The sequence below is a fragment of the Spirillospora sp. CA-108201 genome, from assembly GCF_050936235.1.
Lineage (GTDB): Bacteria > Actinomycetota > Actinomycetes > Streptosporangiales > Streptosporangiaceae > Spirillospora.
This window is the reverse complement of the sequence record NZ_JBNJNE010000001.1, coordinates 8,419,617-8,442,782: the sequence shown is the minus strand read 5'-3', so window position 1 is coordinate 8,442,782 and position 23,166 is coordinate 8,419,617. Positions and strand designations below refer to the sequence as shown.

The 23,166-nt window shown below is 74.5% G+C and carries 20 protein-coding genes; 15 read left to right on the top strand and 5 right to left on the bottom strand.

What is annotated here, in order from left to right; all coding sequences use genetic code 11:
• Window positions 1-57: 57 nt before the first annotated feature.
• The 8 genes from ACQEU6_RS40500 (at window position 58) to ACQEU6_RS40465 (ending at window position 7,851) form a co-directional block, all read left to right on the top strand.
• A complete protein-coding gene (locus ACQEU6_RS40500; protein WP_499338994.1) occupies window positions 58-1,281 on the top strand; it encodes a cytochrome P450 family protein in 1,224 nt (407 codons plus the stop codon).
• A 238-nt stretch (window positions 1,282-1,519) separates the two neighbouring features.
• Complete coding sequence (locus ACQEU6_RS40495; RefSeq protein ID WP_499338993.1) at window positions 1,520-3,160, top strand: sensor histidine kinase; 1,641 nt, start codon at window positions 1,520-1,522, stop codon at window positions 3,158-3,160.
• A 129-nt stretch (window positions 3,161-3,289) separates the two neighbouring features.
• The gene (locus ACQEU6_RS40490; RefSeq protein ID WP_499338992.1) at window positions 3,290-3,694 is read left to right on the top strand and encodes a roadblock/LC7 domain-containing protein; all 405 of its coding nucleotides are present in this window, start codon (window positions 3,290-3,292) and stop codon (window positions 3,692-3,694) included.
• The gene (locus tag ACQEU6_RS40485) at window positions 3,691-4,053 is read left to right on the top strand and encodes a DUF742 domain-containing protein (RefSeq protein WP_499338991.1); all 363 of its coding nucleotides are present in this window, start codon (window positions 3,691-3,693) and stop codon (window positions 4,051-4,053) included. Before ACQEU6_RS40490 ends, ACQEU6_RS40485 begins: the two co-directional genes overlap by 4 nt.
• Complete coding sequence (locus ACQEU6_RS40480) at window positions 4,034-4,681, top strand: GTP-binding protein (RefSeq protein ID WP_499338990.1); 648 nt, start codon at window positions 4,034-4,036, stop codon at window positions 4,679-4,681. The genes ACQEU6_RS40485 and ACQEU6_RS40480 overlap by 20 nt, the downstream gene beginning before the upstream one ends.
• Window positions 4,678-5,922: a cytochrome P450 gene (locus tag ACQEU6_RS40475; protein WP_499338989.1), complete on the top strand. Its 1,245-nt coding sequence runs from the start codon at window positions 4,678-4,680 to the stop codon at window positions 5,920-5,922. Before ACQEU6_RS40480 ends, ACQEU6_RS40475 begins: the two co-directional genes overlap by 4 nt.
• Before the next feature lie 161 nt (window positions 5,923-6,083).
• Window positions 6,084-7,247 (top strand): acyl-CoA dehydrogenase family protein, encoded by a 1,164-nt coding sequence (locus tag ACQEU6_RS40470; protein ID WP_499338988.1) that lies wholly within the window; start codon window positions 6,084-6,086, stop codon window positions 7,245-7,247.
• Window positions 7,248-7,275: 28 nt separating this feature from the next.
• Window positions 7,276-7,851, top strand: coding sequence for a TetR/AcrR family transcriptional regulator (locus tag ACQEU6_RS40465; RefSeq protein ID WP_499338987.1), 576 nt, complete (start codon window positions 7,276-7,278; stop codon window positions 7,849-7,851).
• 7 nt (window positions 7,852-7,858) lie between these two features.
• On the opposite strand, the gene ACQEU6_RS40460 is transcribed toward ACQEU6_RS40465, so the two are convergent.
• Complete coding sequence (locus ACQEU6_RS40460) at window positions 7,859-8,269, bottom strand: hypothetical protein (RefSeq protein ID WP_499338986.1); 411 nt, start codon at window positions 8,267-8,269, stop codon at window positions 7,859-7,861.
• 242 nt (window positions 8,270-8,511) lie between these two features.
• Here ACQEU6_RS40460 and ACQEU6_RS40455 point away from each other — a divergent pair, with 242 nt between their 5' ends.
• From ACQEU6_RS40455 to fdh, 5 genes are all read left to right on the top strand, one after another.
• Window positions 8,512-9,036, top strand: coding sequence for a MarR family winged helix-turn-helix transcriptional regulator (locus ACQEU6_RS40455; RefSeq protein WP_499338985.1), 525 nt, complete (start codon window positions 8,512-8,514; stop codon window positions 9,034-9,036).
• A 264-nt stretch (window positions 9,037-9,300) separates the two neighbouring features.
• Window positions 9,301-10,722 (top strand): PP2C family protein-serine/threonine phosphatase, encoded by a 1,422-nt coding sequence (locus ACQEU6_RS40450; RefSeq protein WP_499338984.1) that lies wholly within the window; start codon window positions 9,301-9,303, stop codon window positions 10,720-10,722.
• A 247-nt stretch (window positions 10,723-10,969) separates the two neighbouring features.
• Entirely contained in the window at window positions 10,970-11,707 is a 738-nt protein-coding gene (locus ACQEU6_RS40445) for an SCO6745 family protein (RefSeq protein ID WP_499338983.1), read from the top strand.
• Window positions 11,708-11,802: 95 nt separating this feature from the next.
• Window positions 11,803-12,138 carry a hypothetical protein gene (locus ACQEU6_RS40440; protein WP_499338982.1) on the top strand — a complete coding sequence of 112 codons (336 nt, stop codon included), beginning with the start codon at window positions 11,803-11,805 and terminating at the stop codon, window positions 12,136-12,138.
• A gap of 88 nt (window positions 12,139-12,226) precedes the next feature.
• Window positions 12,227-15,478, top strand: a complete 3,252-nt coding sequence (fdh, locus tag ACQEU6_RS40435) for a formate dehydrogenase (protein WP_499338981.1) — start codon at window positions 12,227-12,229, stop codon at window positions 15,476-15,478.
• Here fdh and selD read toward each other — a convergent pair.
• Complete coding sequence (gene selD, locus ACQEU6_RS40430) at window positions 15,475-16,476, bottom strand: selenide, water dikinase SelD (RefSeq protein ID WP_499338980.1); 1,002 nt, start codon at window positions 16,474-16,476, stop codon at window positions 15,475-15,477. The genes fdh and selD overlap by 4 nt on opposite strands.
• 241 nt (window positions 16,477-16,717) lie before the next feature.
• On the opposite strand from selD, the gene ACQEU6_RS40425 reads away from it, so the two are divergent.
• The gene (locus ACQEU6_RS40425; protein WP_499328410.1) at window positions 16,718-17,917 is read left to right on the top strand and encodes an IS110 family RNA-guided transposase; all 1,200 of its coding nucleotides are present in this window, start codon (window positions 16,718-16,720) and stop codon (window positions 17,915-17,917) included.
• A gap of 15 nt (window positions 17,918-17,932) precedes the next feature.
• Here the strand turns inward: ACQEU6_RS40425 and ACQEU6_RS40420 are convergent, their stop codons facing one another.
• Both ACQEU6_RS40420 and selA read right to left on the bottom strand, forming a co-directional pair.
• Window positions 17,933-19,723 carry a SelB domain-containing protein gene (locus tag ACQEU6_RS40420; RefSeq protein ID WP_499338979.1) on the bottom strand — a complete coding sequence of 597 codons (1,791 nt, stop codon included), beginning with the start codon at window positions 19,721-19,723 and terminating at the stop codon, window positions 17,933-17,935.
• Window positions 19,720-21,051, bottom strand: coding sequence for an L-seryl-tRNA(Sec) selenium transferase (gene selA / locus ACQEU6_RS40415; protein WP_499338978.1), 1,332 nt, complete (start codon window positions 21,049-21,051; stop codon window positions 19,720-19,722). Before selA ends, ACQEU6_RS40420 begins: the two co-directional genes overlap by 4 nt.
• A gap of 333 nt (window positions 21,052-21,384) precedes the next feature.
• Between selA and ACQEU6_RS40410 the strand changes: the two genes are divergently transcribed.
• Window positions 21,385-22,626 (top strand): PucR family transcriptional regulator, encoded by a 1,242-nt coding sequence (locus ACQEU6_RS40410; RefSeq protein WP_499338977.1) that lies wholly within the window; start codon window positions 21,385-21,387, stop codon window positions 22,624-22,626.
• A gap of 112 nt (window positions 22,627-22,738) precedes the next feature.
• On the opposite strand, the gene ACQEU6_RS40405 is transcribed toward ACQEU6_RS40410, so the two are convergent.
• Window positions 22,739-23,083, bottom strand: coding sequence for a hypothetical protein (locus tag ACQEU6_RS40405; RefSeq protein ID WP_499338976.1), 345 nt, complete (start codon window positions 23,081-23,083; stop codon window positions 22,739-22,741).
• Window positions 23,084-23,166 lie beyond the last annotated feature (83 nt).

Genomic DNA, 23,166 nt, shown 5'->3' with positions numbered 1-23,166 from the left:
GATCACAGAGGAAAGGATGGTCCATCGGTCGACTACCTCATCTCCGAATGGGACAGAATGACGACGAGCCCCCTGCCCCCCTTCCCCGCCGCGAACGAGAACCCGCTCGACACCTGCCGCCGGCTGCGGGAGATCGCCCCCGTGGTCGAGGTGGAGTTCCCCGGCGGCGTCCCCGCCTACCTGGCGCTGACCCACGACGCCGTCCGGGAGATCCTCGCCGGGGACAACCGGACCTTCCTGCGCGACCCGCGGCACTGGCCCGCCCTGCACGACGGGTCGATCTCCGAGGACTGGCCGCTGCGCGCCATCGTCGAGGGCGGTCACCTGTCCACCAAGGACGGCGCCGACCACCGCCGGCTGCGCGGCCTGATCGGCAAGGCGTTCACGCCCGCGCGGGTGCAGGCCCTGGAGCCGCGCGTCCGCCAGATCGTGGAGGGCCTGCTCGACGACGTCGTGACCGCGGGCGAGGTCGTCGACCTGGTCCCCGCCTTCACCGAGGCGCTGCCGATGTGGGTGATCTGCGAGCTGTTCGGCGTCCCCGCCGAGGACCGCCCCCGGATGCGCGAGTGGACCGCGACGCTGCTCGCGCACACCACCCCGCCCGACGTGGCGTTCGCGACGCAGAACGCGCTCCAGGCCTACCTGCACGAACTGGCCGAGAGCAAGCAGAGGGAACCCGGCGACGACCTCACCTCCGGCCTGGTCGAGGCGCGCGACGAGGGCGACCGGCTCACCACCGACGAGCTGGTCGGCGTGCTCTGGCTGATGCTCGTCGCCGGCCACGAGACCACGGTCCACCTGCTCGGCCACGCCATCGTCGCGCTGTCGGAGAACCCCGGCCAGCTCGAACTGGCCAAGGCCGGGGACCGGTGGGACGACGTGGTCGAGGAGACCCTGCGCTACCGCCACTCGGTGATGATGACGAGCTGGCGCTTCACCGCGAAGGAGGTGACCATCGCCGGCGTGCGCGTCCCCGAGGGCCAGGCCGTCGGCGTGGCCTACCAGGCGACCGGCCTCGACCCGGCGGAGCACGGCGAGAGCGCGGAGCGGTTCGACATCACCCGGGAGAACAACGGGCGCGTCAGCTTCGGCCACGGCCCCCGGTACTGCATCGGCGCGTCGCTGGCCCGCCTGGAGGGCCGGGTGGCGCTCGCCGCACTCTACCGGCGGCTGCCGGACCTCGCCCTGGCCGTCGACCCGGACGACATCCCCTACTCGCCCTCGTTCTTCACGGTCGGCCCGCTTAGCCTGCCCACCGCCCTCGGCCCCGTCCGGCCCTGACGCCCGCCCGGTCCGGCGGCCAGGCCGCCGGACCGGAGGCGCGCGGGGCCCGGGCGCACGGGACGCCGCGCGGCGCGCGCACCGCCGCGCGACCCGAGAAGATCGCTATTTCCTGTGATCACCTGTGCGCCCGAGCATTTTGGTGCATTCTTGTCACGCCTTATACCAATATGACCGCCGTGCAGCGGGTCGAGCAAGTCCTGCGCGCCAGTCACCGACGCTCACAGGGACATGAGGGATGGCAACAGGAGCGGATCGAGCACGCACCGAGCGCGCCGCGCTGGAACGCGCCTTCTGGGTCTGGCTGATCGTGGCGGTCGTCACCGGCGGCGCCTGGCTCGGGGCGCTGCTGGCCGTGGACGGAGGCTCGCGGACCATCGTCGCCGTGGGCGGCGGCGTCGGGGCGCTTCTGATCAGCCTCGCCTTCGGGGCCGCGGCCTACTTCCTCGAATGCACGCGGGCCGCCAACGACCGGCTGTCCAGGGTCGAGGTCGAGAGCGACCTCCTGGAGCGCAGGCTCCACGAACTGGTCGACGGGCCGCTCCCCGCGCTGATCGAGCGGCTCCACGCCGGGGCCTCGCCGGACGAGACCCTCGCCGAACTGCACTCCGTCCCGAACCACCTGCTGGGCCGCCTCGTGCGCATGGTGGCGGAGGGCGTGGCCGCGGGAGAGCGGCACGCGGCCCGCGCCGAGGCCGAGCTGGCCGCCCTCCAGGATGAGGTCGAACGGCTGTCCGACACGACGCTGCCCGTCCTCATCGAGCGGATCCGCGGCGACCGCGCCTCGGCCGCGTCCGTGCTGGCCGAGTTCCCGGCGCCGGCGCACGCGGCCCTCGACCGGCTCCTCCGCTCGCTCGCCGACGACGTGGCCGCCGGGGAGCGCACCCGGGCGGCCGCCATGGCGGCCTCCGCGGCCGCGGCGGCGCGGATCCAGGCGCAGACGACCCGCATGCTCGCCCAGCTCCGGGAGCTGGAGGACCAGTACAGCGAGGACGAGGTCTTCGGCGACCTGCTCGACCTCGACCACCACGTCTCCCAGATGGGGCGCCTGGCCGACAGCATCGCGCTGCTGAGCGGCGGGCGCTCGGGACGGCGCTGGACCAAGCCCATCGTGCTGGAGAGCGTCATCCGCGGCGCCATGGGGCGGATCGCGTCCTACCAGCGCGTCCAGTACCACTCGACCAGCACCGCCGCCATCGCCGGGTTCGCGGCCGAGGGCGTCATGCACGCGCTGGCCGAGCTGATGGACAACGCCGCCAACTTCTCCCCGCACGGCTCGGCCGTGCACGTCTACGCCGAGGAGGAGGACGCCGGGATCGTCATCACCGTCGAGGACAGCGGGCTCGGGATGCGCCAGCGCGAGCGGGAGCGCGCCGAGCGGCTGGTCTCCGAGGCGGGCGACCTGACGTCGCTGCCCGGGACCCGGCTCGGCCTGGCCGTGGTCGGGCGGCTGGCGGGCAAGCACGGCCTGCGGGTCAGCTTCCGGCCGTCCTCGCGCGGCGGCACCGGCGTCGTCGTGCTGATCCCGCGCCAGCTCGTCACCCACTCCTCCGGCGGCGCCGGCACCGGAACCCTGACCGAGTCCATCCGCAACGCGCCCCGGCGCAGCGTCCCCGCCCGCGAACCCGCCCCGGCCATGGCCGCCGCGGCGGCGCCCGGCGCGGACGCCTCCGACCCGGCGGCCCACCTGCCCAAGCGCCGTCGCGGCGCCACGCTCACCGGAACGATGGAGCAGGAGGCGGCCCCGCCTCCCCCGCCCCGCGACCCGGGGGCGCGGTTCGCCGCGTTCCGCGCGTCCACGTCGGGGAGCCACCGAACGACCGGCGCCGAGACCGGCGCCGGGCACGAAGACCCGCCCACCGAAGACCCCGATCAGTAGCTCATGGCCCGGCGCCCGTCCCGCGGACGGCCGCCGGCCGACCGGTCCCGGCGGCCTCGTCCGGACCGCAGGATCGACAGATAGGAGGCAGGGGCCCGCGTCTGCGGCGGACGGCGCCCCGTGATCTTGATGAGCACCGATGAGCGTCGACTCGACTGGCTTCTGACGTCCCTCGCCGAACGGGCTCCCGGCATCCAGCACGTCCTGGTGCTGTCCAGGGACGGACTGAAGATCTGCCACACCCCCGGCCTGGACGACGACCGGGCCGACCAGCTCGCGGCCATCGCCTCGGGCATCCAGAGCCTGTCCCTGACCGCCTCCCACGAGTTCGGCCAGGGCGTCCGCGCCGGCCAGTCGATGGTGGAGTTCGCCGGCGGGCTGCTGCTGATCGTCCCGGCGGGCGAGGGTGCGCACCTGGCCGTCGTGGCCGGCGACGACGCCGACGTCGGCCTGGTCGGGCACAGCATGAACGAGCTGGTGGAGCAGATCGGCGGCTATCTCACCGCGGCTCCGCGCACGTCCGCGTCGAGATGAATCCGCGTCCCCTGGATCTCGACGGGCCGGACCGGCTCTACACCGTGACCGGTGGCCGCAGCCGGGCCGCCGACACCGACCTGGACCTCGTCACGCTGGTCGTCGCGGAGAACGACCCCGCGCCGGGCATGCAGTCCGAGCACGTGACGATCCTGCGGCTGTGCAGGGACGAGCCGGTCGCGGTGGTCGAGCTGTCCTCCCATCTGCGGCTGCCGGTGAGCGTCGTGAAGATCCTCCTGCTCGACCTGCGCGACACAGGCCACATCACCGTCCGCCATCCGACGTCGGCCACCGCGACGACCCAGCTGGCCGACCTGGACACTCTGAAGGAGGTGCTCGATGGACTCAAAGCCCTCTGACCTCGCACCGGACCCCGCGAACGCGCCCGCGGGCGGTGTGCCACTGCGCCGCAGCGTCCGGGACGCACTGAAGATCGTGATCGTGGGCGGGTTCGGCGTCGGGAAGACCACCATGGTCGGCTCGATCTCCGAGATCCGCCCGCTGAGCACCGAAGAGATCATGACGAAGGCCGGCGTCGGCATCGACGACCCGAGCCGCGTCGCCGACAAGCGGACGACCACGGTCGCCTTCGACTTCGGCCGCATCTCCCTGGACGCCCACCGCGTGCTCTACCTGTTCGGGGCCCCCGGCCAGCAGCGGTTCTGGTTCATCTGGGACCAGCTGTTCTCCGGCAGCCTGGGCGCGGTCGTCCTGGTGGACACGCGCCGCCTGGAGGAGTCCTTCTATCCGCTCGACCGGCTGGAGCACCACAAGATGCCGTTCGTGGTGGCGGTCAACAGGTTCGACGGCCCCGAGCCGCAGCCCTCGCTGGACCTGGTCCGCGACGCGCTGTCGCTCTCCGAGGGCGTCCCCCTGGTCGACTGCGACGCCCGGCAGCGCGACTCCTCCAAGAGCGTGCTGATCACGCTCGTCCGGCACCTCACCACCCTCCACGATCCCGCCGCGCTCCAGGAGGCCGCGCAGTGACCGACGAGACCGTCCGGCCGCCCACCGACGAGAACGCCGTCCGCCTGTACGGCGAGGCCTTCGACCAGCGGCCGAGGGACTTCTTCGAACGGATGCGACGCGAGCACGGCCCCGTCGTGCCCGTCCTGCTCGAAGGCGACATCCCCGCCTGGTACGTGATCGGGTACCGGGAGGTCAACCACGTCACCGGCAATCCCGCGCTGTTCGCGCGCGACACCCGCCGCTGGAACGCCTGGGACATGGTCCCCGAGAACTGGTCGCTGCTGCCGTTCGTCGGCTGGAACCCCTCGGTGATGCTCGCCGAGGGCGAGGAGCACCACCGGCGCAGCGCGGCGATCAGCGACGCGCTGGACGCCGTCGACCGCACCGAGCTGGCGGGCATCAGCGAGCGCGTCGCCGACCATCTGATCGACGAGTTCGCCGGGGACGGCGAGGCCGACCTCGGCAGGCAGTTCGCTGACCGGCTCCCCCCGATGGTGATGGTCGGCCTCTTCGGCGTCCCCGACGCCGAGGTGCCGGACATGATCCGCGACATCCAGCACGTGGCGGGCTCGGACGAGAACGCCGTCGCGGCCTACCAGCGGCTCCAGGAGACCATGCGCCGGCTGGCCGAGACCCGCAGGGCGCAGCCCGGCGCGGACGTCACCTCCCGCCTGCTCCAGCACCCCGCCGGCTACACCGTCGACGAGCTGATCAGCGACCTGATCCCCATGCTCAGCGCCGGGACCCTGCCGACCGGCCACTGGATCGGCAACACGCTGCGGCTGATGCTGGTGGACGACCAGTTCGCCGTGACGCTCCAGGGCGGCCGCGGCAGCGTCTCGCACGCGCTCAACCAGGTGCTGTGGGAGGACACGCCGTCCCAGAACAACATCGGCCGCTTCGCCGTGCGCTCCTGCGAGCTGGCCGGCCGCAAGATCCGTCCGGGCGACATGCTGATCCTCGGCTGGGCCGCGGCGAACGCCGACCCCCAGGTCCAGCCGCCCGTGCAGGGCGCCGGCGCGGGGAACCGCGCCCACCTGTCGTTCGGCCACGGCGACCACGGATGCCCCTACCCCGCCCCGGAGCTGGCCGAGGTCGTCGCCAGGACGGCGGTCGAGGTCCTGCTCGACCGCCTGCCCGACATCGAACTGGCCGTCAAACCGGACGAACTCCTGTGGCTCCCGTCCTTCTGGGTCCGCCGCCTCGCCGCGCTCCCCGTCACCTTCACCCCGGCGATGACCCTCTACCGGACCTCCTGAGGGGCCTGCTCCCCGCCCGGCCGCGCGCGGCCGGCCACCGCATGTCCCACTCCTCGGCGAACCGCCGCGCCGCCGGCGAGCCGTCTGCCCACCGCTGGGGTCCGGCGTACACCGGGCAGGGGCTCGCGGCGCCACCATACCTTTGAGTATGGTTCCGTACCATGGAGTACGGAGACGAGATCACGCGCCGTGTCCGGGACCTCGCGCCGGTGTTCGCCGAGCGCGCGCGGGCCGCCGAGGAGGCGCGGCGGCTGCCGGACGAGACCATCGCCGACCTGGCCGCGACCGGGCTCTTCGCGATGCTGGTGCCGAAGCGCTTCGGCGGGGCCGAGCGCGGGTTCGAGGAGATGGCGGCGGCGTGCCGGGAGGCGGGCGCCGGATGCGCCTCGACGGGCTGGCTGTCGGTCATCTACACGCTGCACAACTGGATGGTCGGGCTCTTCCCCGGGCGGGCGCAGGCCGAGGTCTGGGCGGACCGGCCGTACGCGCTGATCCCGTGCGTCCTCGCGCCGACGGGGACGGCGGCCCCCGCGGACGGCGGGCACCGGGTCACCGGGCGCTGGTCGTGGGGCAGCGGCGTCATGCACGCCGGGCACGTCATGGTGACGGCCCTGGTCACCGCGGGCGACGCGATCGAGCCGAGGCTGTTCCTGCTGCCGCGCGAGGAGGCGGCGGTCCACGACGTCTGGCACACCAGCGGGATGCGGGGCACGGGCAGCAACGACATCGAGGTGGCGGACGTCTTCGTCCCGGCGCACCGGTCGGTGCCGCTCCTCGACCTGGCGGAGGGGCGCTCGCCCGGGTCCCTCGTCCACTCCGGGGCGCTCTACCGGACGCCGCTCGTGCCCGTGTTCGCGCTGACCGGCGCCGCGCCCGTGCTCGGCGTGGCCGAGGGCGCGCTGGCGCGGTTCGCCGAGCGGACGCGGGGCCGGGTGATGGCCTACTCCGGCGAGCGGCAGCGCGAGACGACCGGCGCGCAGATCCGGCTCGCGTCGGCGACCGCGGACCTGGCCGCCGCCCGGCTGCTGCTGGAGGACGCCCTGCGCGGCGTCGTCGGCGCCGTGGCGGAGGGGACCTGCGACCTGCGCCGGCGGGCCGGGGCCCGGCTGGTGGCGGCGCACGTCGCCGGGACCGCGCGGCGGGTCGTCAACGACCTGTGCGCGGCGGCCGGGGCGAGCGCGCAGTTCACCGACTCCCCCTTCCAGCGGGCGCAGCGGGACGTGAATACGATCTCCGGGCACGTGGTGTTCGAACCGGACGCGGCGTACGCCCTCTACGGCAGGATCGAGCTGGGACTGGACCCCGGCGCGGTGACGCTGGTGTGACGGCGTCCCGGCGGAGACAGGGGGTGGGATGACGGCCCGCGCGAAGGCAGCCGGCACGAGGGCGGCGGGCGGGACGGCCGCGCGGCCCAGGGTGGCGCGGCGCGACTGGATCGAGGCCGCCTACGAGGAGCTGGCCCGCGCCGGCGAGCGCGGTGTGGCGATCACCGCGCTGGCGGCCCGGCTCGGCGTCACCAAGGGCAGCTTCTACTGGCATTTCCGCGACCGCCCGGAGCTGATGGGGGCGCTGCTGGACCGGTGGGCGCACGAGCGGACCGACGAGGTGCTGGGGCTCGCGCTCGGCAGCACCGCCGATCCGCGCGAGCGGCTGCGCCGCATCCAGGCGCTCGGCCGCGAGGTCGCGCCGATCGATCGGGCGATGCGGCTGTGGGCCCAGCACGAGCCCGCGGCGCAGGAGGCGGTGCGGCACGCCGACCGCGCCCTGCTCGGGCACATCGCCGCGTGCCTGGAGGACCTGGGGTTCGACGAGGAGGAGGCGCTCCTGCGGGCGCAGCTGATGCTGCGGGTCTGGGCCGGCGGCTACCTCGTGCCGGGGACCGGGCCCGACCCCCGGGACCGCATGCTGGAGATCCTCCTCGCTCCCTAGCGGGGCCTCACTCCCGGCGGACGAAGCCGTGCCGCGCGAGCACCTCGGCGAACTGCCGCCCGGCGGGGGTGAGCTGCTTGCCGAGGCCCCGGCACGCGGCGCACCGCTCCTCCTCCGGTCCGTCCGGGCGGGCCCTCATGTGATCGTCGATGGCGCGTTCCACGGCGGTCACGATGGCGGGCTCGGCGACCGCGTCCGGCGTCGGCGGGACGCCCGGCGGACCGGCGGGACGCAGCTCGTGGGCGCGGCGGGCGGCCTGGGCGACCGCGATCAGCTCGCCGGCCCGGCGGTGCCAGGCGAGCCACTGCCCGTTCGGGGTGCCGCCCGTTCCCCCGCACACCGCGCAGTCGTCCTCCAGCGCGTCCAGCAGCCGTGACAGGAACCCGGCGCTCGCCGCCCGGTCACCCACTCCGGTCACCCCGCGCAGGCTCCACGAATCCCTGTCCGTTCACGTCGCGTCGGCCGGGCCCCGCGGGCCCACTTCCTCGTACGCGCGCCGGGGCCCGCGGGTTCGGATCGGACGCCGCCGTGCGTCGCGACGGCCCGAGCCTCTATCGTGGTAGTGCCCGCGACCGTACCGCCCGGCCCTGACCGGGGGCGGCGCGGCGGGGCCGCCGGGGGGCGAGCCGCCGGCGGGGACTCCGTGCGAAAGGCTGAGGTGTGAGTCAGCGACGACCGCGGCCGTCAGGCGAAGAGCAGGCCGGAGAGGGGCACGGCGCCGTGCCGGGCGACGTCGCGGCCGCCGTGGAACGCGTGCTGAGCTCGACGGCGCTGCTCTGGAACCGCGCCGACCAGGGCCTCGAACCCGCCATATCGCCGATCCAGCTGCGCGCCGTCGAGGTGATCGCGCGGTTCGGTCGGCTGAACCTCGGCAGGCTCGCCGAGGAGCTCGGCGCGATCCCCTCGTCCACGAGCCGGCTCTGCGACCGGCTGGAGGCGGCCGGGCTGATCGTGCGGGAGACCGCCCGCGTCGACCGGCGCGAGATCGTGCTGCGGCTGACCGACCAGGGCGAACGCCTGCACGCCGAGCTGGTCCGGCGGCGCCGCGCGGCGGTGCGGGACGTGCTGGCGCAGATGTCCCCGGCCTCCCGGGGACGGCTGCTGGACGCGCTCACCGAGTTCGGCCAGGCGGCCGAGCGGGGCGAGGAGGGTGGGAGAGGGATGCCCGGGTCCCGGACGGCTTGACCGGCGCCCGCGCCCCCCGCTGCGCCCCCCTCCTTTCGCGCCTCGACATCAAGTATTTGCCATACGGCAAACTCTTTGGCAGTCTTCCCCTGCGGTCCTGCGTCCGAGACGCGGCGGACCCGATGGCAGAGCCGCATTCCCGCGGTTGGACGGCCGGTCGAGGGGGCACGGCCGTTCCCGCGGTCCGGCGCACCTGAACCGGACCGCGACGGGGACTCGGCCGCGTCCGGCGCGTCGGCAGGCAGTGATTGAGATGGGGTCGCGATGAGCAGGCACGGCCGCCCGGCCAGGGATGAGCACGGCCGCCCGGCCAGGGATGAGCACGGCCGCCCGGCCAGGGGTGGACAGGGCCGCCCGGCCGGGGACGGGCCGGTCCGCCCGTCAGGGGGCGAGGGCAGGCGCACGGCCAGGGTCGAGCGGGCGCTGCGCGCCGCCCCCGCGTACGCGCTGCCCGAGGTGCTGGCCGCGACCCTCTCGCGGGAGTACCCCGTGGTCTCCACGGCCCGGCTCCTGGTCTGCGACTACCACTCGCGCACGCTGATGCCGGTCGCGCCGCTTCTCGCGACGCCCCACCCGGACAGCCTGGCGCTCGCCGTCCCGGACGGCGAGGCGGCGTCCGCCGAGGAGGAGGGCGCCGAGGTGATCCGGATCCGGCAGACCCCGGCGGGCCGGTCGTTCGTCACCGGCCGCGTCCTCGCCTCCGCCGAGGGCGACGGCGACGGGTCCGGCGAGTCCGGGACCTACATCCCGGTCCGCGCGCGGGGCGAGCGGATCGGCGTCCTCGAGATCGTCTCGTCCGGCCCCTGGAGCGCGGACGAGGTGGGCGAGCTGGCCGAGATCGGCGAGCTCCTCGGCAGCGCCCTGAAGGTCGCGTGGAACCGGACGGACCGGTACGAGCGGGCCAGGCGGCGTCGCCGCCTCACGCTCGCCGCCGAGTTGCAGTGGCAGCTCCTGCCCGGCCACGCGCACGCGGACGACTCGTTCAGCCTCGCGGGGCATCTGGAGCCGGCCTATTCGATCGGCGGGGACAACTTCGACTGGTCCGTCGAGCACGACCACCTGGCGCTGACCGTGACCAACGGTTCGGGCAACGGCATCAACGCGGCGCTGCTGACGTCGCTGACCGTCGGCGCGCTGCGCAACGCCCGCCGGTCGGGCGCCGATCTCGGCGAGCAGGCGAGCCTGGCGAACGACATGGTGCACGTGCGCCACGGCGGCCGGGAGTTCACCGAGACCCTCGTCATGCGGATCGACCTCGCCGACGGGACGGTGCACGTCATCGACGCGGGGTCCCCGCGGATCCTCCTGCTGCGCGGCGCCGAGGTGACGCTGGTGCCGCTGGAGCAGCAGCTTCCGCTCGGCATGTTCCCCGACACCGAGTACCGGCCCCAGCGGTTCGGCCTCGAACCGGGCGACCGGCTGGTCATCGTCAGCGACGGCGTCTTCGCGGCGAAGGCCACGGCCGGCGAGTACGGGACGCTCCTGCTGGAGCAGGCCACCCGGCGGAGCCGGCTGCAGCCCGCGGCCGAGGTCCCGCTGACCGTGATCGACGAGCTCATCGACTTCCACGAGGGCGCCGACCTCGCCGACGACGCCGTCGTGGTGTGCTTCGACTGGCACCACCCGCCCGGCGGCCCGGCGCCGGAACCGCGCGGCGGGGCCGTGCGCGGCGAGTCTCCGACCTAGAGATCCTTCTAACCGGCCTCCGCCCCGCACGCGAACGCGTGACCTGCCCGGTGGAGTGAAGCCGGAGGCGAGCGGAACCGGGCAGATCGCGAAGCGATGCCGCGTTCGCCCGGGCCCGGTCACGTAGCGAGCCGCCAGGCGAGCGAAGTGGGCCGGGACCTTGAAACACAGCTGCCCGCGGCACCGGCCCGTCCCGGCTGGGCAGTAACCTTCCGGTTACTTGTGCAGCGAGGAAGCGGGAGAGCCGATGGGCGAGCTGAGCGCCGCGGAGACCGTCCGTGCCGCCGACAAGATCATTCATGGGGTCGGGTCGCGGTGGATGCTGTCGCGCGGAACGGCCGAGCACGGCAGGCGGCAGGGGTACGGCAATCCGTTCGCGTACTACTTCGCCGGGCGCGGCGGGGTGCTCGGCGACACCGACGCCGACGTCGTCTCGGCGGCGCTCGGCTGGTTCGAGCCGGGGTTCGTCCGCCCCCAGTGGGACGAGGGGGTCGCGGTCGCCGGGGCGCGCGAGGCGACGCGGCGGTACACCCTCGGATGCGCGGCCTGGGGCGAGTCCCACCTGCCCGAAGACCCGCGCCTGTGTGCGCTGGCGGAGCGCGTCGCGGGCGCCGCCGACGGGTCGGGGCTGCCGCTGTTCTGCGGCTGGCGCGCCGAGCCGCTGCCGGACGGCGCCCGGGCCCGGCTCATGCAGCTGGTGCAGGTGCTGCGGGAGCTGCGCGGCGGGCTGCACCTCGTCGCGACGACCTCCGTCGGGCTCTCCCCGCTGGAGGCGATCCTGACGCAGGACGGGCCGGACACCGCGCGCTTCTTCGGCTGGCAGGGCGACCTGCCCGACTGCGCGGCGCTCCGGCCGCGCCGGGCGGAGGCCGAGGAGATCACCGACCGGCTCGCCGCCGCCGTCTACGAGCGGGCGCTGTCCCCGTCCGAGCGGGCCGAGTTCGCCGAGCGGATCGGCGCGGTCGGCGCCGCCGTGCTCCGCTGAGCGGTCCCGCCGGGGGCGGGACCTGTCGCCGGCGCACGAGAGCCGGGCGGAGATCGCGCGATCGCGGGACCGTCGCGCGAAGGAGGACGCGTCCATTGTCCGAGACGCCGGTCGCCTCCGGCTCGCACGTCACCGACGTCACCGAGTCGGCGGTGCGGGTCAGGGTGCCGCTGCCGGCGTCGAAGATGGTCACCGGCATCGCGCTGGCCGCCGCACCGGGGATCGCCGACGACGCCGTCCACGAGGACGGCATCGCGGCGAACCCGACGCTCGACCTGGAGGCGGAGGGCGGCCTCGGCGGCGACCCGCAGCCGGGCGGCGTCGTCGCGCCCGGCTACCAGCACATCGACGTGCTGACGGCGTCCGCGGTCCAGAACGGGGGCCGGCCCGAGCCGGTCTCGGCGAGCCTCGCCGCCTTCGCCGCCCGGTGACGCGCGCCCGCCCCGCCGCCGTCCCGTGTTTCGCGGGGCGGGCGGCGGGTAGGTGGGCCGCGGATCGAGCCGAGAAGGGCGGTGTGACGTGGGCGTCCGCACATGGATCGAGTCGTGGCCCGTCTACCGCCAGTTCAGCGGGGACGACCCGCTCGGGCGCGGCGCGGCGGCCAAGAGCGCCGGCACCGAGCGGATCAGGCCGCGGACCGGCACCGCCGACCGGGTCGTGAAGTCGGTCTGCCCCTACTGCGCGGTCGGCTGCGGGCAGGACGTGTACGTCGAGGACGGCGAGGTCACCCAGATCGAGGGCGACCCCGACTCGCCGGTCAGCCGGGGGCGGCTGTGCCCGAAGGGCTCGGCGTCCCTCCAGCTGACGACCGGGCCGGCCCGCGAGCAGCGGGTGCTGTACCGGCGCCCGCACGGCACGGAGTGGGAGTCGCTCGACCTCGACACGGCGATGGACATGATCGCCGACCGGGTGGTCGAGGCGCGCCGGCACGGCTGGCAGTGGGAGCAGGACGGCCTGCGGGTGCGGCGGACGCTGGGCTTCGCGAGCCTCGGCGGCGCCACGCTCGACAACGAGGAGAACTACCTGATCAAGAAGCTGTTCACCGCGCTCGGCGCGGTGCAGATCGAGAACCAGGCCCGCGTTTGACACTCCTCCACCGTTCCCGGTCTGGGAACCTCGTTCGGACGCGGCGGCGCGACCACCTTCCAGCAGGACCTCCAGCACGCCGACTGCATCGTCGTCCAGGGCTCGAACATGGCCGAGTGCCATCCGGTCGGGTTCCAGTGGGTGATGGAGGCGAAGGCGCGCGGGGCGAAGCTGATCCACGTGGACCCGCGGTTCACGCGGACGAGCGCGCTCGCCGACGTGCACGTCCCGCTGCGCGCGGGTAGCGACATCGCGTTCCTCGGCGGGATCATCAGCTACGTCCTGGAGAACGAGAAGTACTTCCGCGACTACGTCGTGCCCTACACCAACGCCTCGGTGATCCTCGGTGACGACTTCCGCGGCACCGAGGACCTCGACGGGGTGTTCTCCGGCCTGGACACCGGCAAGCGGAGCTACGACCCGAGGACGTGGCAGTACGCGGGCATGGAGGTCCAGGCCGCCTCCGGCCGGCGCGACATGGAGCACGAGGAGCGCGTCCAGCCGATCAAGGAGGCGGCGCGCGGCGAGGCGCACGGTTCGGGCGGCGCGGCGATCGGCGTCGGCGAGCCGGAGCGGGACCCGACGCTGAACCACCCGCGGTGCGTGTTCCAGGTCCTCAAACGGCACTACGCGCGGTACACGCCGGAGATGGTCGAGCGGATCTGCGGCGTCCCCCAGGACCGGTTCCTCAGGGTCTGCGAGATGGTCACCGAGAACTCCGGGCGCGACCGGACGACGGCGTTCGCGTACGCGGTGGGCTGGACGCAGCACACGGTCGGCGTCCAGTACATCCGCGCGGCGTCGATCCTGCAGGGGCTGCTCGGCAACATCGGCCGTCCCGGCGGCGGCATCCTGGCGCTGCGGGGCCACGCGTCCATCCAGGGCTCGACGGACATCCCGACGCTGTTCAACCTGCTGCCCGGATACATCCCGATGCCGCACGCCCACGGCAACGAGGACCTGGACGCGTTCGTCCAGGCGGAGTCCGCGCGCAAGGGCTTCTGGGGGAACATGCGCGCCTACATGGTCAGCCTGCTGAAGGCGTACTGGGGCGACGCGGCGACGGCCGGCAACGACTACCGCTTCGACTACCTGCCGCGGCTGACCGGATCGCACGGCACCTACGAGACCGCCATGGCGCAGATCGACGGGGTGTGCAAGGGCTACTTCCTGATGGGCGAGAACCCGGCCGTCGGATCCGCCAACGCCAAGATCCAGCGGCTCGGGATGGCCAGCCTCGACTGGCTCGTCGTGCGCGACTTCTCGCTGATCGAGTCGGCGACGTGGTGGAAGGACGGCCCGGAGATCGAGACGGGCGAGATGCGCACCGAGGACATCGGCACCGAGGTGTTCTTCCTGCCCGCCGCCGCGCACACCGAGAAGGACGGCAGCTTCACCAACACGCAGCGGATGCTCCAGTGGCACCACAAGGCCGTGGAGCCCGCCGGGGACGCCCGCAGCGACCTGTGGTTCATGTACCACCTCGGCCGCATCGTCCGGGAGAGGCTCGCCGGGTCCACCGACGAGATGGACCGGCCCGTCCTGGACCTGACGTGGGACTACCCGACGAGCGGCGACCTCGCCGAGCCGGACGCCGAGGCCGTGCTCGCCGAGATCAACGGCCGGGACGCCGACGGGGGCCCGCTGTCGTCCTACACGCAGCTGAAGGACGACGGGTCCACCTCGTCCGGCTGCTGGATCTACTGCGGCTGCTACGCCGACGGCGTCAACCAGACCGCGCGCCGCAAGCCCGGCGAGGACCAGAGCTGGGTGGCGCCCGAGTGGGGCTGGGCGTGGCCGATGAACCGCCGCATCCTCTACAACCGGGCGTCCGCCGATCCGGACGGCAGGCCGTGGAGCGACCGCAAGGCGCTGGTCTGGTGGGACGCCGAGGAGGGGAGGTGGACGGGCCACGACGTGCCCGACTTCATCGCCGACCGCCCGCCGGACCACCGGCCGCCGCGCGACGCGACCGGGCCGGACGCGCTCGCCGGCGACGACCCGTTCATCATGCAGGCCGACGGCAAGGCGTGGCTGTACGTGCCGTCCGGCCTGACGGACGGGCCGCTGCCCGCGCACTACGAACCGCAGGACTCGCCGTTCCGGAACCCGCTCTACCGGCAGCAGCGCAACCCCGTCCGGCACCTGCCGCCGCCGCATCCCGACAACCGGTACGCGCCGAGCGGCACGGACCCGGGGAGCGAGGTCTACCCGTACGTGGCGACGACGTACCGGCTCACCGAGCACCACACGGCGGGCGGCATGTCGCGCTGGCAGCCGTACCTGGCCGAGCTGCAACCGGAGTTCTTCTGCGAGGTCTCGCCGGAGCTGGCGGCCGAGCGGCGCCTGGAGCACCGCGGCTGGGCGACGATCGTCAGCCCGCGCGGCGTCGTGGAGGCGCGCGTCCTGGTGACCGGGCGGATGTCGCCGCTGACCGTGGACGGCCGCACGCTGCACCAGGTCGGGCTCCCCTACCACTGGGGCCCGAACGGCTACAGCCGCGGCGACGCGGCGAACGAGCTGCTGCACCTGTCCCTGGACCCGAACACGCACATCCAGGAGGCGAAGGCCCTCTCGGTCGACATCCGCCCGGGGCGCCGCCCCCGCGGCCCGGCCGCCGCGGCCCTGGTCCGCGACTACCGGCACCGCGCCGGCATCACCGACCGGACCGGTAGGGAGATCTAGCGCACGACCAGCGGGTGGTCGGTGGCGGGGATCAGCTCGCCGATGACGGGGGCGCCGGGGATCTCGCCCGCCAGGAGGAGGCCGCCGGAGGTCTGGGCGTCGGCGAGGAGGAGGCGGTCGTCCTCGCCGGTGGCGCCGAAGTCGGTGCGGGGGGCGACCCAGTCGAGGTTGCGGCGGGTGCCGCCGCTGACGTACCCGGCCCGGAGGGACGCGCGGGCGCCGTCGAGATAGGGGACGGCGGCGGCGTCGATCACGGCGGTCACGCCGGACGCGCGGGCCATCTTGTAGAGATGGCCGAGGAGCCCGAAGCCGGTCACGTCGGTGGCGCAGGCGATCCCGGCGTCCAGCGCGGCGGCGGACGCGTCGCGGTTCAGCGCGGCCATGGCCGCCACGGCGTGCGCGAAGACCTCGCCCGTCGCCTTGTGCCGGTTGTTCAGGACGCCGAGGCCGAGGGGCTTGGTGAGGCTGAGCGGCGTGCCCGGCCTGCCGGCGTCGTTGCGCAGGAGGCGGGCGGGGTCGGCGACGCCGGTGACGGCCATGCCGTACTTGGGCTCGGGGTCGTCCACGCTGTGGCCGCCGCCGACGTGGCAGCCCGCCTCGGCGGCGACGTCGAGGCCGCCGCGCAGGACCTCGCGCGCCAGGTCGAACGGCAGGACGTCGCGGGGCCAGGCGAGCAGGTTCACCGCCACGACGGGCAGGCCGCCGATCGCGTAGACGTCGGAAAGGGCGTTGGCGGCGGCGATGCGGCCCCAGTCGTAGGGGTCGTCGACGACGGGCGTGAAGAAGTCGGCGGTGGCGACGGCGGCGAGGCCGTCCCGGAGCCGGACCACGGCCGCGTCGTCGCCGGTCTCCAGGCCGACGAGGAGGTCGGCGTTGGGCGAGGGGGCCGCGGCGCCGAGGCCGGCGACGACCTCTTCGAGCTCACCGGGCGGGATCTTGCAGGCGCAGCCGCCGCCGTGCGCGTAGTGGGTCAGCCGCTTCGGGGGCGCCTCGGTCATGGTTTCCTTACCTTCTTCCTGGGTGTTCGTTCCTGACCGTCCGTAGGGTTGGGAGGACCCCGGGAGCGCCAGGTATGGCTTTCATGGGTTTGCCACCTGGGTGGCTTGAGAGGATTGGCCGCCTGGCGCTCCAAGACGACCCGACCGCTGATTGGGATGCGCGAACAGATCGCTGTGTAAGGACACGACGGCGCGGTCGTCTGCGGGACCCCCATGTGAGCTGCGACGACGGAGGAGCCCGATGCCACGCATTTGGGCAGGTGTGGACGCGGGTAAGACCCACCACCACTGCACCGTGATCGACCCCGACGGCAACCGGCTGCTGTCCAGGAAGGTGGTCAACGACGAAGCCGAGATCCTGGGCCTCATCGCCGAGGCCAACGCCTTGGGTGAAGACCTGCGGTGGGCGATCGACCTCAACAGCGGTGGAGGGGCCCTGCTCATCACCCTGCTGCTCGGCCACGGCCAGGACCTGGTCTACATCCCGGGGCGCACCGTCCACCACGCCTCCGGCGCCTACCGGGGCGGCGGCAAGACCGACGCAAAGGACGCCTTCATCATCGCCGACCAGGCCCGCATGCGCCGGGACCTGCACCCGATCGCGTCCTTCGACGAGATCGCCACGGACCTGCGCATCCTCACCGGCCGCCGTACCGACCTGGCCTGCGATCGCACCCGGACCATCAACCGGCTGCGCGACCAGCTCCTGGGCTACTTTCCCGCCCTGGAGCGCGCCTTCGACTACAGCAACAGCAAGGCCGCCCTGACACTGCTCACCGGCTACCGCACCCCCACCTCGCTGCGCAAGATCGGCCAGGCCCGGCTGGAGACATGGCTGCGGGCCCGCAAGGTCCGCAACCCTGCCCGCGTGGCCCTGGCCGCGATCGAGGCCGCCCAGGCCCAGCACACCACGGTCACGGGCGAGAAGACCGCCGCCGCCGTGGTCGAGCGCCTGGCCGAGGAGGTGATCGCCCTGGATGCCGAACTCGCCGAGACCGACGCGGCCATCCAGGCCCGGTTTCGCGAGCACGAACACGCCGCGGTGATCACCAGCCTGCCCGGCATCGGCCCCCTCCTGGGCGCGGAGTTCATCGCCGCCACCGGCGGCGACATGGCCGCGTTCGGCAGCGCGGACCGGCTGGCCGGTGTCTCGGGACTCGCGCCGGTACCCCGGGACTCGGGCAAGATCAGCGGCAACCTGCGCCGGCCCCGGCGCTACAGCCGCCGCCTGCTGCGAGTGTTCTACATGTCCGCCATGGTCAGCATCCGCTGCTGTCCCGCCTCCAAAGCGTTCTACGAGCGCAAGAGGGCCGAGGGCAAGAAGCACATCCAGGCCGTGCTCGCGTTGGCCCGCCGCAGAGTCAACGTGCTGTGGGCGATGCTCAGAGACGGACGCGTCTACATGGCTGCACCCACCCTGAAACTGACCACAGCAGCCTGAACCGCTCACGATCGGTTACGGCGTCGGGTTGACAACCTCATTGGGAATCCTCTCGGTGCAGCGGCGGCGGAGGTCGTCGACCCGGACCGTGTAGCCCCGGTCGTCCAGGTACTCCAGGAGGGGGACGGCGACGCGGCGGGTGGTGCCGAGCGCCCGGCGCGCCTCGCTGAGGGTGAAGGGGCCGCCGAGGCGGGCGAGCAGTCCGGCGGCGCGGGCGTCGTCGCCGGGCAGCAGGACGACGCCGTCGGCCACCTTGAGGAGCGCGCCGGTCGCGGCGGCGACGGCGAGCATCTTCGGCGTGAGGCCGAGCTCGGCGAGCCGGCCCGCGTCCGGCGCCCGGAACAGGGCCGCGGCCAGGTCGCGGCGGACGGCGTCGACGGCCTCGCGCACGGGCGGCGGCAGCTCGGGCGCGGTCGTCCGGCCGTAGATCCTGCCCTCGCGCCGCCGGAGGTCCCCGGCGAGGGCGTCGACGAGGACGCGGTCGGGGAGGCCGAGGGCGCGGCGCGCGGCGTCGGCCGGGAACCCGGGGTCGGTGGGGTGCGCGGCGGCGTGCTCCTCGACGGCCGCGGCGAGGCGCTCGCGCAGCTCCTTCCAGAGGGCGGGGTCGGCGAGCCACTCCCCCGCCACCGGCTCGAAGGGGACGGGGACCCCCATCGCCACCAGGTCCGGCCGCCTGACCAGGCCCCGGCGGCGGACCTCCGCGGCGCCGTCCGGACGCCCGGTCATGGAGGCGAGCACGCGGGCCCGCGCCGCCGCCGCGCCGCGCCGCGCGAACGGCTCGGGGCGGACGTCCAGGACCGTCACCCCCGCGGGGACGCGGTGGCGGCCGGGGTCGCGCAGCAGCGCGGCGTCCCCGACGCGCAGCGGCAGCGGGCGGCGCAGCGACAACCGCGCCGTGTCGTCGCCCAGCGGGCGGACGTGGACCGGGACGGCCGCCGTCCCCGCGTGCAGCGTCAGCTCGCGCGGCAGGTCGGGTGCGGCGTCGCCGCGCAGCCGGACGTCGACGACGCCGGCGGTGAGCCAGCGCCCCGGGGCGAGCAGGGCGTCGCCCCGGCCGACGCCTTCCGCGTTCCCGTGCAGGTTCACGGCGACGCGTGCGACGGCGCCGACCTCGCGGTGGTCCTCCTTGAGGCTCTGGAGTCCGCGCACGCGCAAAAGGGCGTCGCCCGCGGCGAGGCGGTCGCCGACGCTGATCGTCCCCGCGCCGAGCGTGCCGGTCACGACCGTGCCCCTGCCCCGGACGGTGAAGACCCGGTCGATCCAGAGGCGGACGTCGGCGTCCCGGTCGGGCTCCGGGAGGGTGCCGGTGAGGCGCTCCAGGGCCGCGCGCAGCTCGTCGAGGCCCTCGCCCGTGGCGCCGCTGACCACGACCGATCCGACGCGGCCGAGGGTGGTGCCCGCGAGGTGCGCGAGCGCCTCCTCGCGCACCCGTTCGGCCGCCGCCGCGCCGGCCAGGTCGCGGCGGGTCACGACGAGGAGGCCGTGCCGGACGCCGAGCGCGTCGAGGACCGCCAGATGCTCCTCGGACTGGCGCTGCCAGCCCTGGTCGGCGGCCACTGCGAACAGGACGGCCGGGGCGGGCCCGACCCCGGCGAGCATCGTGGTGACGAGCCGCTCGTGCCCGGGGACGTCCACGAAGGCGATCCGGTCGCCGCCCGGCAGGGTCGTCCAGGCGAAGCCCAGCTCGATGGTGAGGCCGCGCCGCCGCTCCTCCGCCAGCCGGTCGGGCTCCATCCCGGTGAGGGCGCGGACGAGCGTGGACTTGCCGTGGTCGACGTGGCCGGCGGTCGCGACGACGTGCGTCATCGGGCCGACCGGTCGGCCTGGGCCAGGACGGCCCCGGCGAGCACGGCGTCCTGGCCGGGCGGCACGGACCGCAGGTCGAGCAGGCACCGGCCGTCCTCGACCCGTCCCATCACGGCGGGCGTCCCCCGCCGCAGGCGCGCCGCGTACGGCTCGGGCACCGAGACCGCCGCGCTCGGCAGGACGACGCCCGGCGCGCCGCCGCCGCCGACCGCCGCCTCGCTGTCGACGGCCGCCGCGTCCACTCCCGCGTCCCGCAGCCGGGCGGCGAGCCGCTCGGCCCTCGCCCGCACCGCGGCCGCGTCGGCGCGCAGCGCCTCGGCGGTCGGGGTGAGCGGCCCGCGGAGGGTGGCCTCCAGGGCGGCGAGCGTCAGCTTGTCGACCCGCAGCGCCCGCGCGAGCGGGTGGCGGGCGAGGCGCCGCACCAGCTCGTCCCGCCCGAGGAGGAGCCCGCACTGCGGGCCGCCGAGCAGCTTGTCCCCGCTGGCGGTGACCAGGCCCGCGCCCGCCTTGAGCATGGACGCGGCGTCGGGCTCGTCCGGCAGGAGCGGCTCGGGGGCGAGCAGGCCGGAGCCGATGTCGGCCACGACGGGCACCCCGAGCCCGGCCAGCTCCGCGACTCCGGCGCCCCGCGTGAAGCCGGTCACGCGGAAGTTGGAGGGGTGCACCTTGAGGATGAACCCGGTCTCCTCGCCGACGGCCGCGGCGTAGTCGTCCGGGGTGGTCCGGTTCGTCGTGCCGACCTCGCGCAGCCGGGCGCCGGTGGCGGCGAGCAGTTCGGGGATCCGGAACCCGTCGCCGATCTCCACCATCTCGCCGCGGCTGATGACGATCTCCCGGCCGGGCGCGAGCGTGGTCGCGGCCAGCACCAGCGCCGCCGCGCCGTTGTTGACCACGTGCGCGGCCTCCGCCTGGGGGACCCGCTCCCGCAGCGCCGCGAGGACCGACCGACCGCGCCGGGCGCGCCGGCCGGTCTCCAGGTCGAACTCGACGTCGGTGGCGCCGGAGGCCACCGCCACGGCATCGCGGGCCGCCGCCGACAGCGGCGCCCGCCCGAGGCCCGTGTGCAGCAGGACGCCGGTCGCGTTGAGCACCGGGCGGAGCCCCGAGGCGCTCGGCGGCAGCGACGCGACCGCGGTGTCGGCCACCGCCTCCGGCGGGATCTCGCCGTCGCGGGCCCGGCGCTGGGCCGCGGCGACCGCCGCCTTCACGACGCCGCGCCCGAGCCGTCCCGCCGCGCTCGCGAGCCGGGGCTCGGCGAGCAGCACGTCCGTGCGGGCGATCCGCCGCCGTTCGTCCTCCCCCGCGCCGGGCCCGGCTCCGCGATCCATCAGGCGACCTCCGAAATGCAGCGCTACCCCGCCAGCATCGCACGCGAACGGCGCCCTCCCGGGCCGGGACGCGCCCGGCCTCGGCGTCACCGAACTCGGACGCCGCGTCGGGCTGACCCGCTCCGCCGCCGCGCGCGTGGTGGACGGGCTCCAGGCCGCCGGCCTCGCGTTCGCGGTCGCGGCGGGGTGAGGACCAATGCCTGTCCAGTGCCGGCAGGCGCGTCCGCCGGGTGTGACAAGGAATCGGGCGGCGTTGTCACCGATGTGAGTGTCTTGTGTGACGCACGCTACCTAGCCTGGCGGCCCCAGGTGTCCGCTGACGGAGGTGACACTTTGACGGAGCTGTACGAGAGGTCCGCCCAGGCCGACGATCTGTCAGGGGAACCCTGGCGGGACGTGCCCCGGGAAGAGGCGCAGTGGATGCGCCCGCACCTTCCGGCCCTGGTCGACTCCATGGTGGAGGGCGTACTGCGGCACGTCCCCGAGTACGCGCGGCCCGATGACCCCGTCTACACCAACGTGATGCGGCTCGCGGTGGCGCAGGGCATGGGGCACTTCGTGCAGATGATCGCCGACCCCGACGCCTCCTGGCAGGAGGTGCACCAGGTCTTCTTCGACATCGGGTACGGGGAGGCGGTCGAGGGGCGCGGGCTGGAGCACCTGCAGAACGCGATGCGGGTCGCCTCCAGGACGGCGTGGCGCTACCTGGCAGGGGAGGCCGACCAGCTGAGGAAGCCCCGCGACCTGGCGATCGCGCTCACCGAGGTGAACTTCGCGTACCTGGACCTGCTGGCGTCCGCCGCCGCGCAGGGCTACGCCCGGGCGCGGGAGAAGGCCGCGGGCGAGCGGGAGCAGCGCCGCGGACGGCTGATGAGCCTGCTGCTGTCCGACCCGGCGGCGCCCCGGGAGGTCGTCGCCGAGCAGGCCGACCTCGCCGGCTGGCCGCTGCCCGAACGGCTGGCCGTGATCGTGCTGGAGCCGCGGCCCGGCAGCGGCGGGGAGGGGCCCGCCGGGCTGCCGCCGTCCCTGCTGAGCGGCCTCGATCGCGGGCGGCCGTGCCTGGTGATGCCCGACCCGGACCGCCCCGGCGGCCCCGGCCGGCTGACCCGCACCCTCGGCGGCTGGGCGGGCGCGGTCGGGCCCTCGGTGCCGCTGGACCGGGCCGGGGTCTCGCTGCACTGGGCGCACCGGACGCTCGACTCGATGGCCGCCGGGCGGCTCGCCGACCAGGGGCCCGGCACGCTCGTCCACGCCGACCGGTACGTGCCCGACCTGCTGCTGGAGGAGGGCTGGACGCTCGCCGAGGCGGCGGCGCGGCGCCGGCTGGCCCCGCTCACCGCGCTCGGCCCGCACCGCGGCGGCCGGCTCGCCGCGACGCTGCTGGAGTGCCTCAGGCACGGCTTCAACGCCACGGACGCGGCGGAGGCGCTGTGCGTGCACCCGCAGACCGTCCGGTACCGGCTGGCGCAGCTGCACGAGCTCTTCGAGTACGACATCGAGGACCCGGCGATCCGGCTGGAGCTGATGCTGCTGCTCCCCGTCTGGCTGCGCGATGTGACCTTCGCCGAACGGTGACCGGAGATCTTCGACGCTGTCCGGCCTTCGCCTCGTCACCGCAAAAGGTGGTGGGCTCCGGCACGCTGTGCGTGCTGGAGCCCACCAGGGCGCCGAAGCGCGTACCTTCTCCCTACCGGGCGAAGGCGACCAACCGGTCGAACTCGTCGGGAGTGCCCTCCCAGACGAAACCCGGAGTGCCGTTGCCGGCCTCCGAGTAACCGATCCAGACCTCCTGGCCGAGCCTGAGCGCGAACGCTCGCCGCACGGCTCCGCGGATCACCACGAGCTCGGCGCCGTCGGGCACCGGCAGGTAGTAGTCCACGGCGGGGTACTGGATGCGCAGGTAGTCGTGGGCCTGCGCCACCTCGACAGCCTCGACGAGGCGGGCGCTGACCGCCGGGTCCGCCTCGATCATCGCGGCGTCGTTGTCGCCGGCGAAGATGGCGGCGAACCGGGCGAGAGTGATAACGGACATGACCGTCTCCTTCAGGGCTCTGCGTTGTAGACCTCTCCAGATCGACCGTCCGAGCGCGCGATCGGACGGCAACGCCTGCGTCG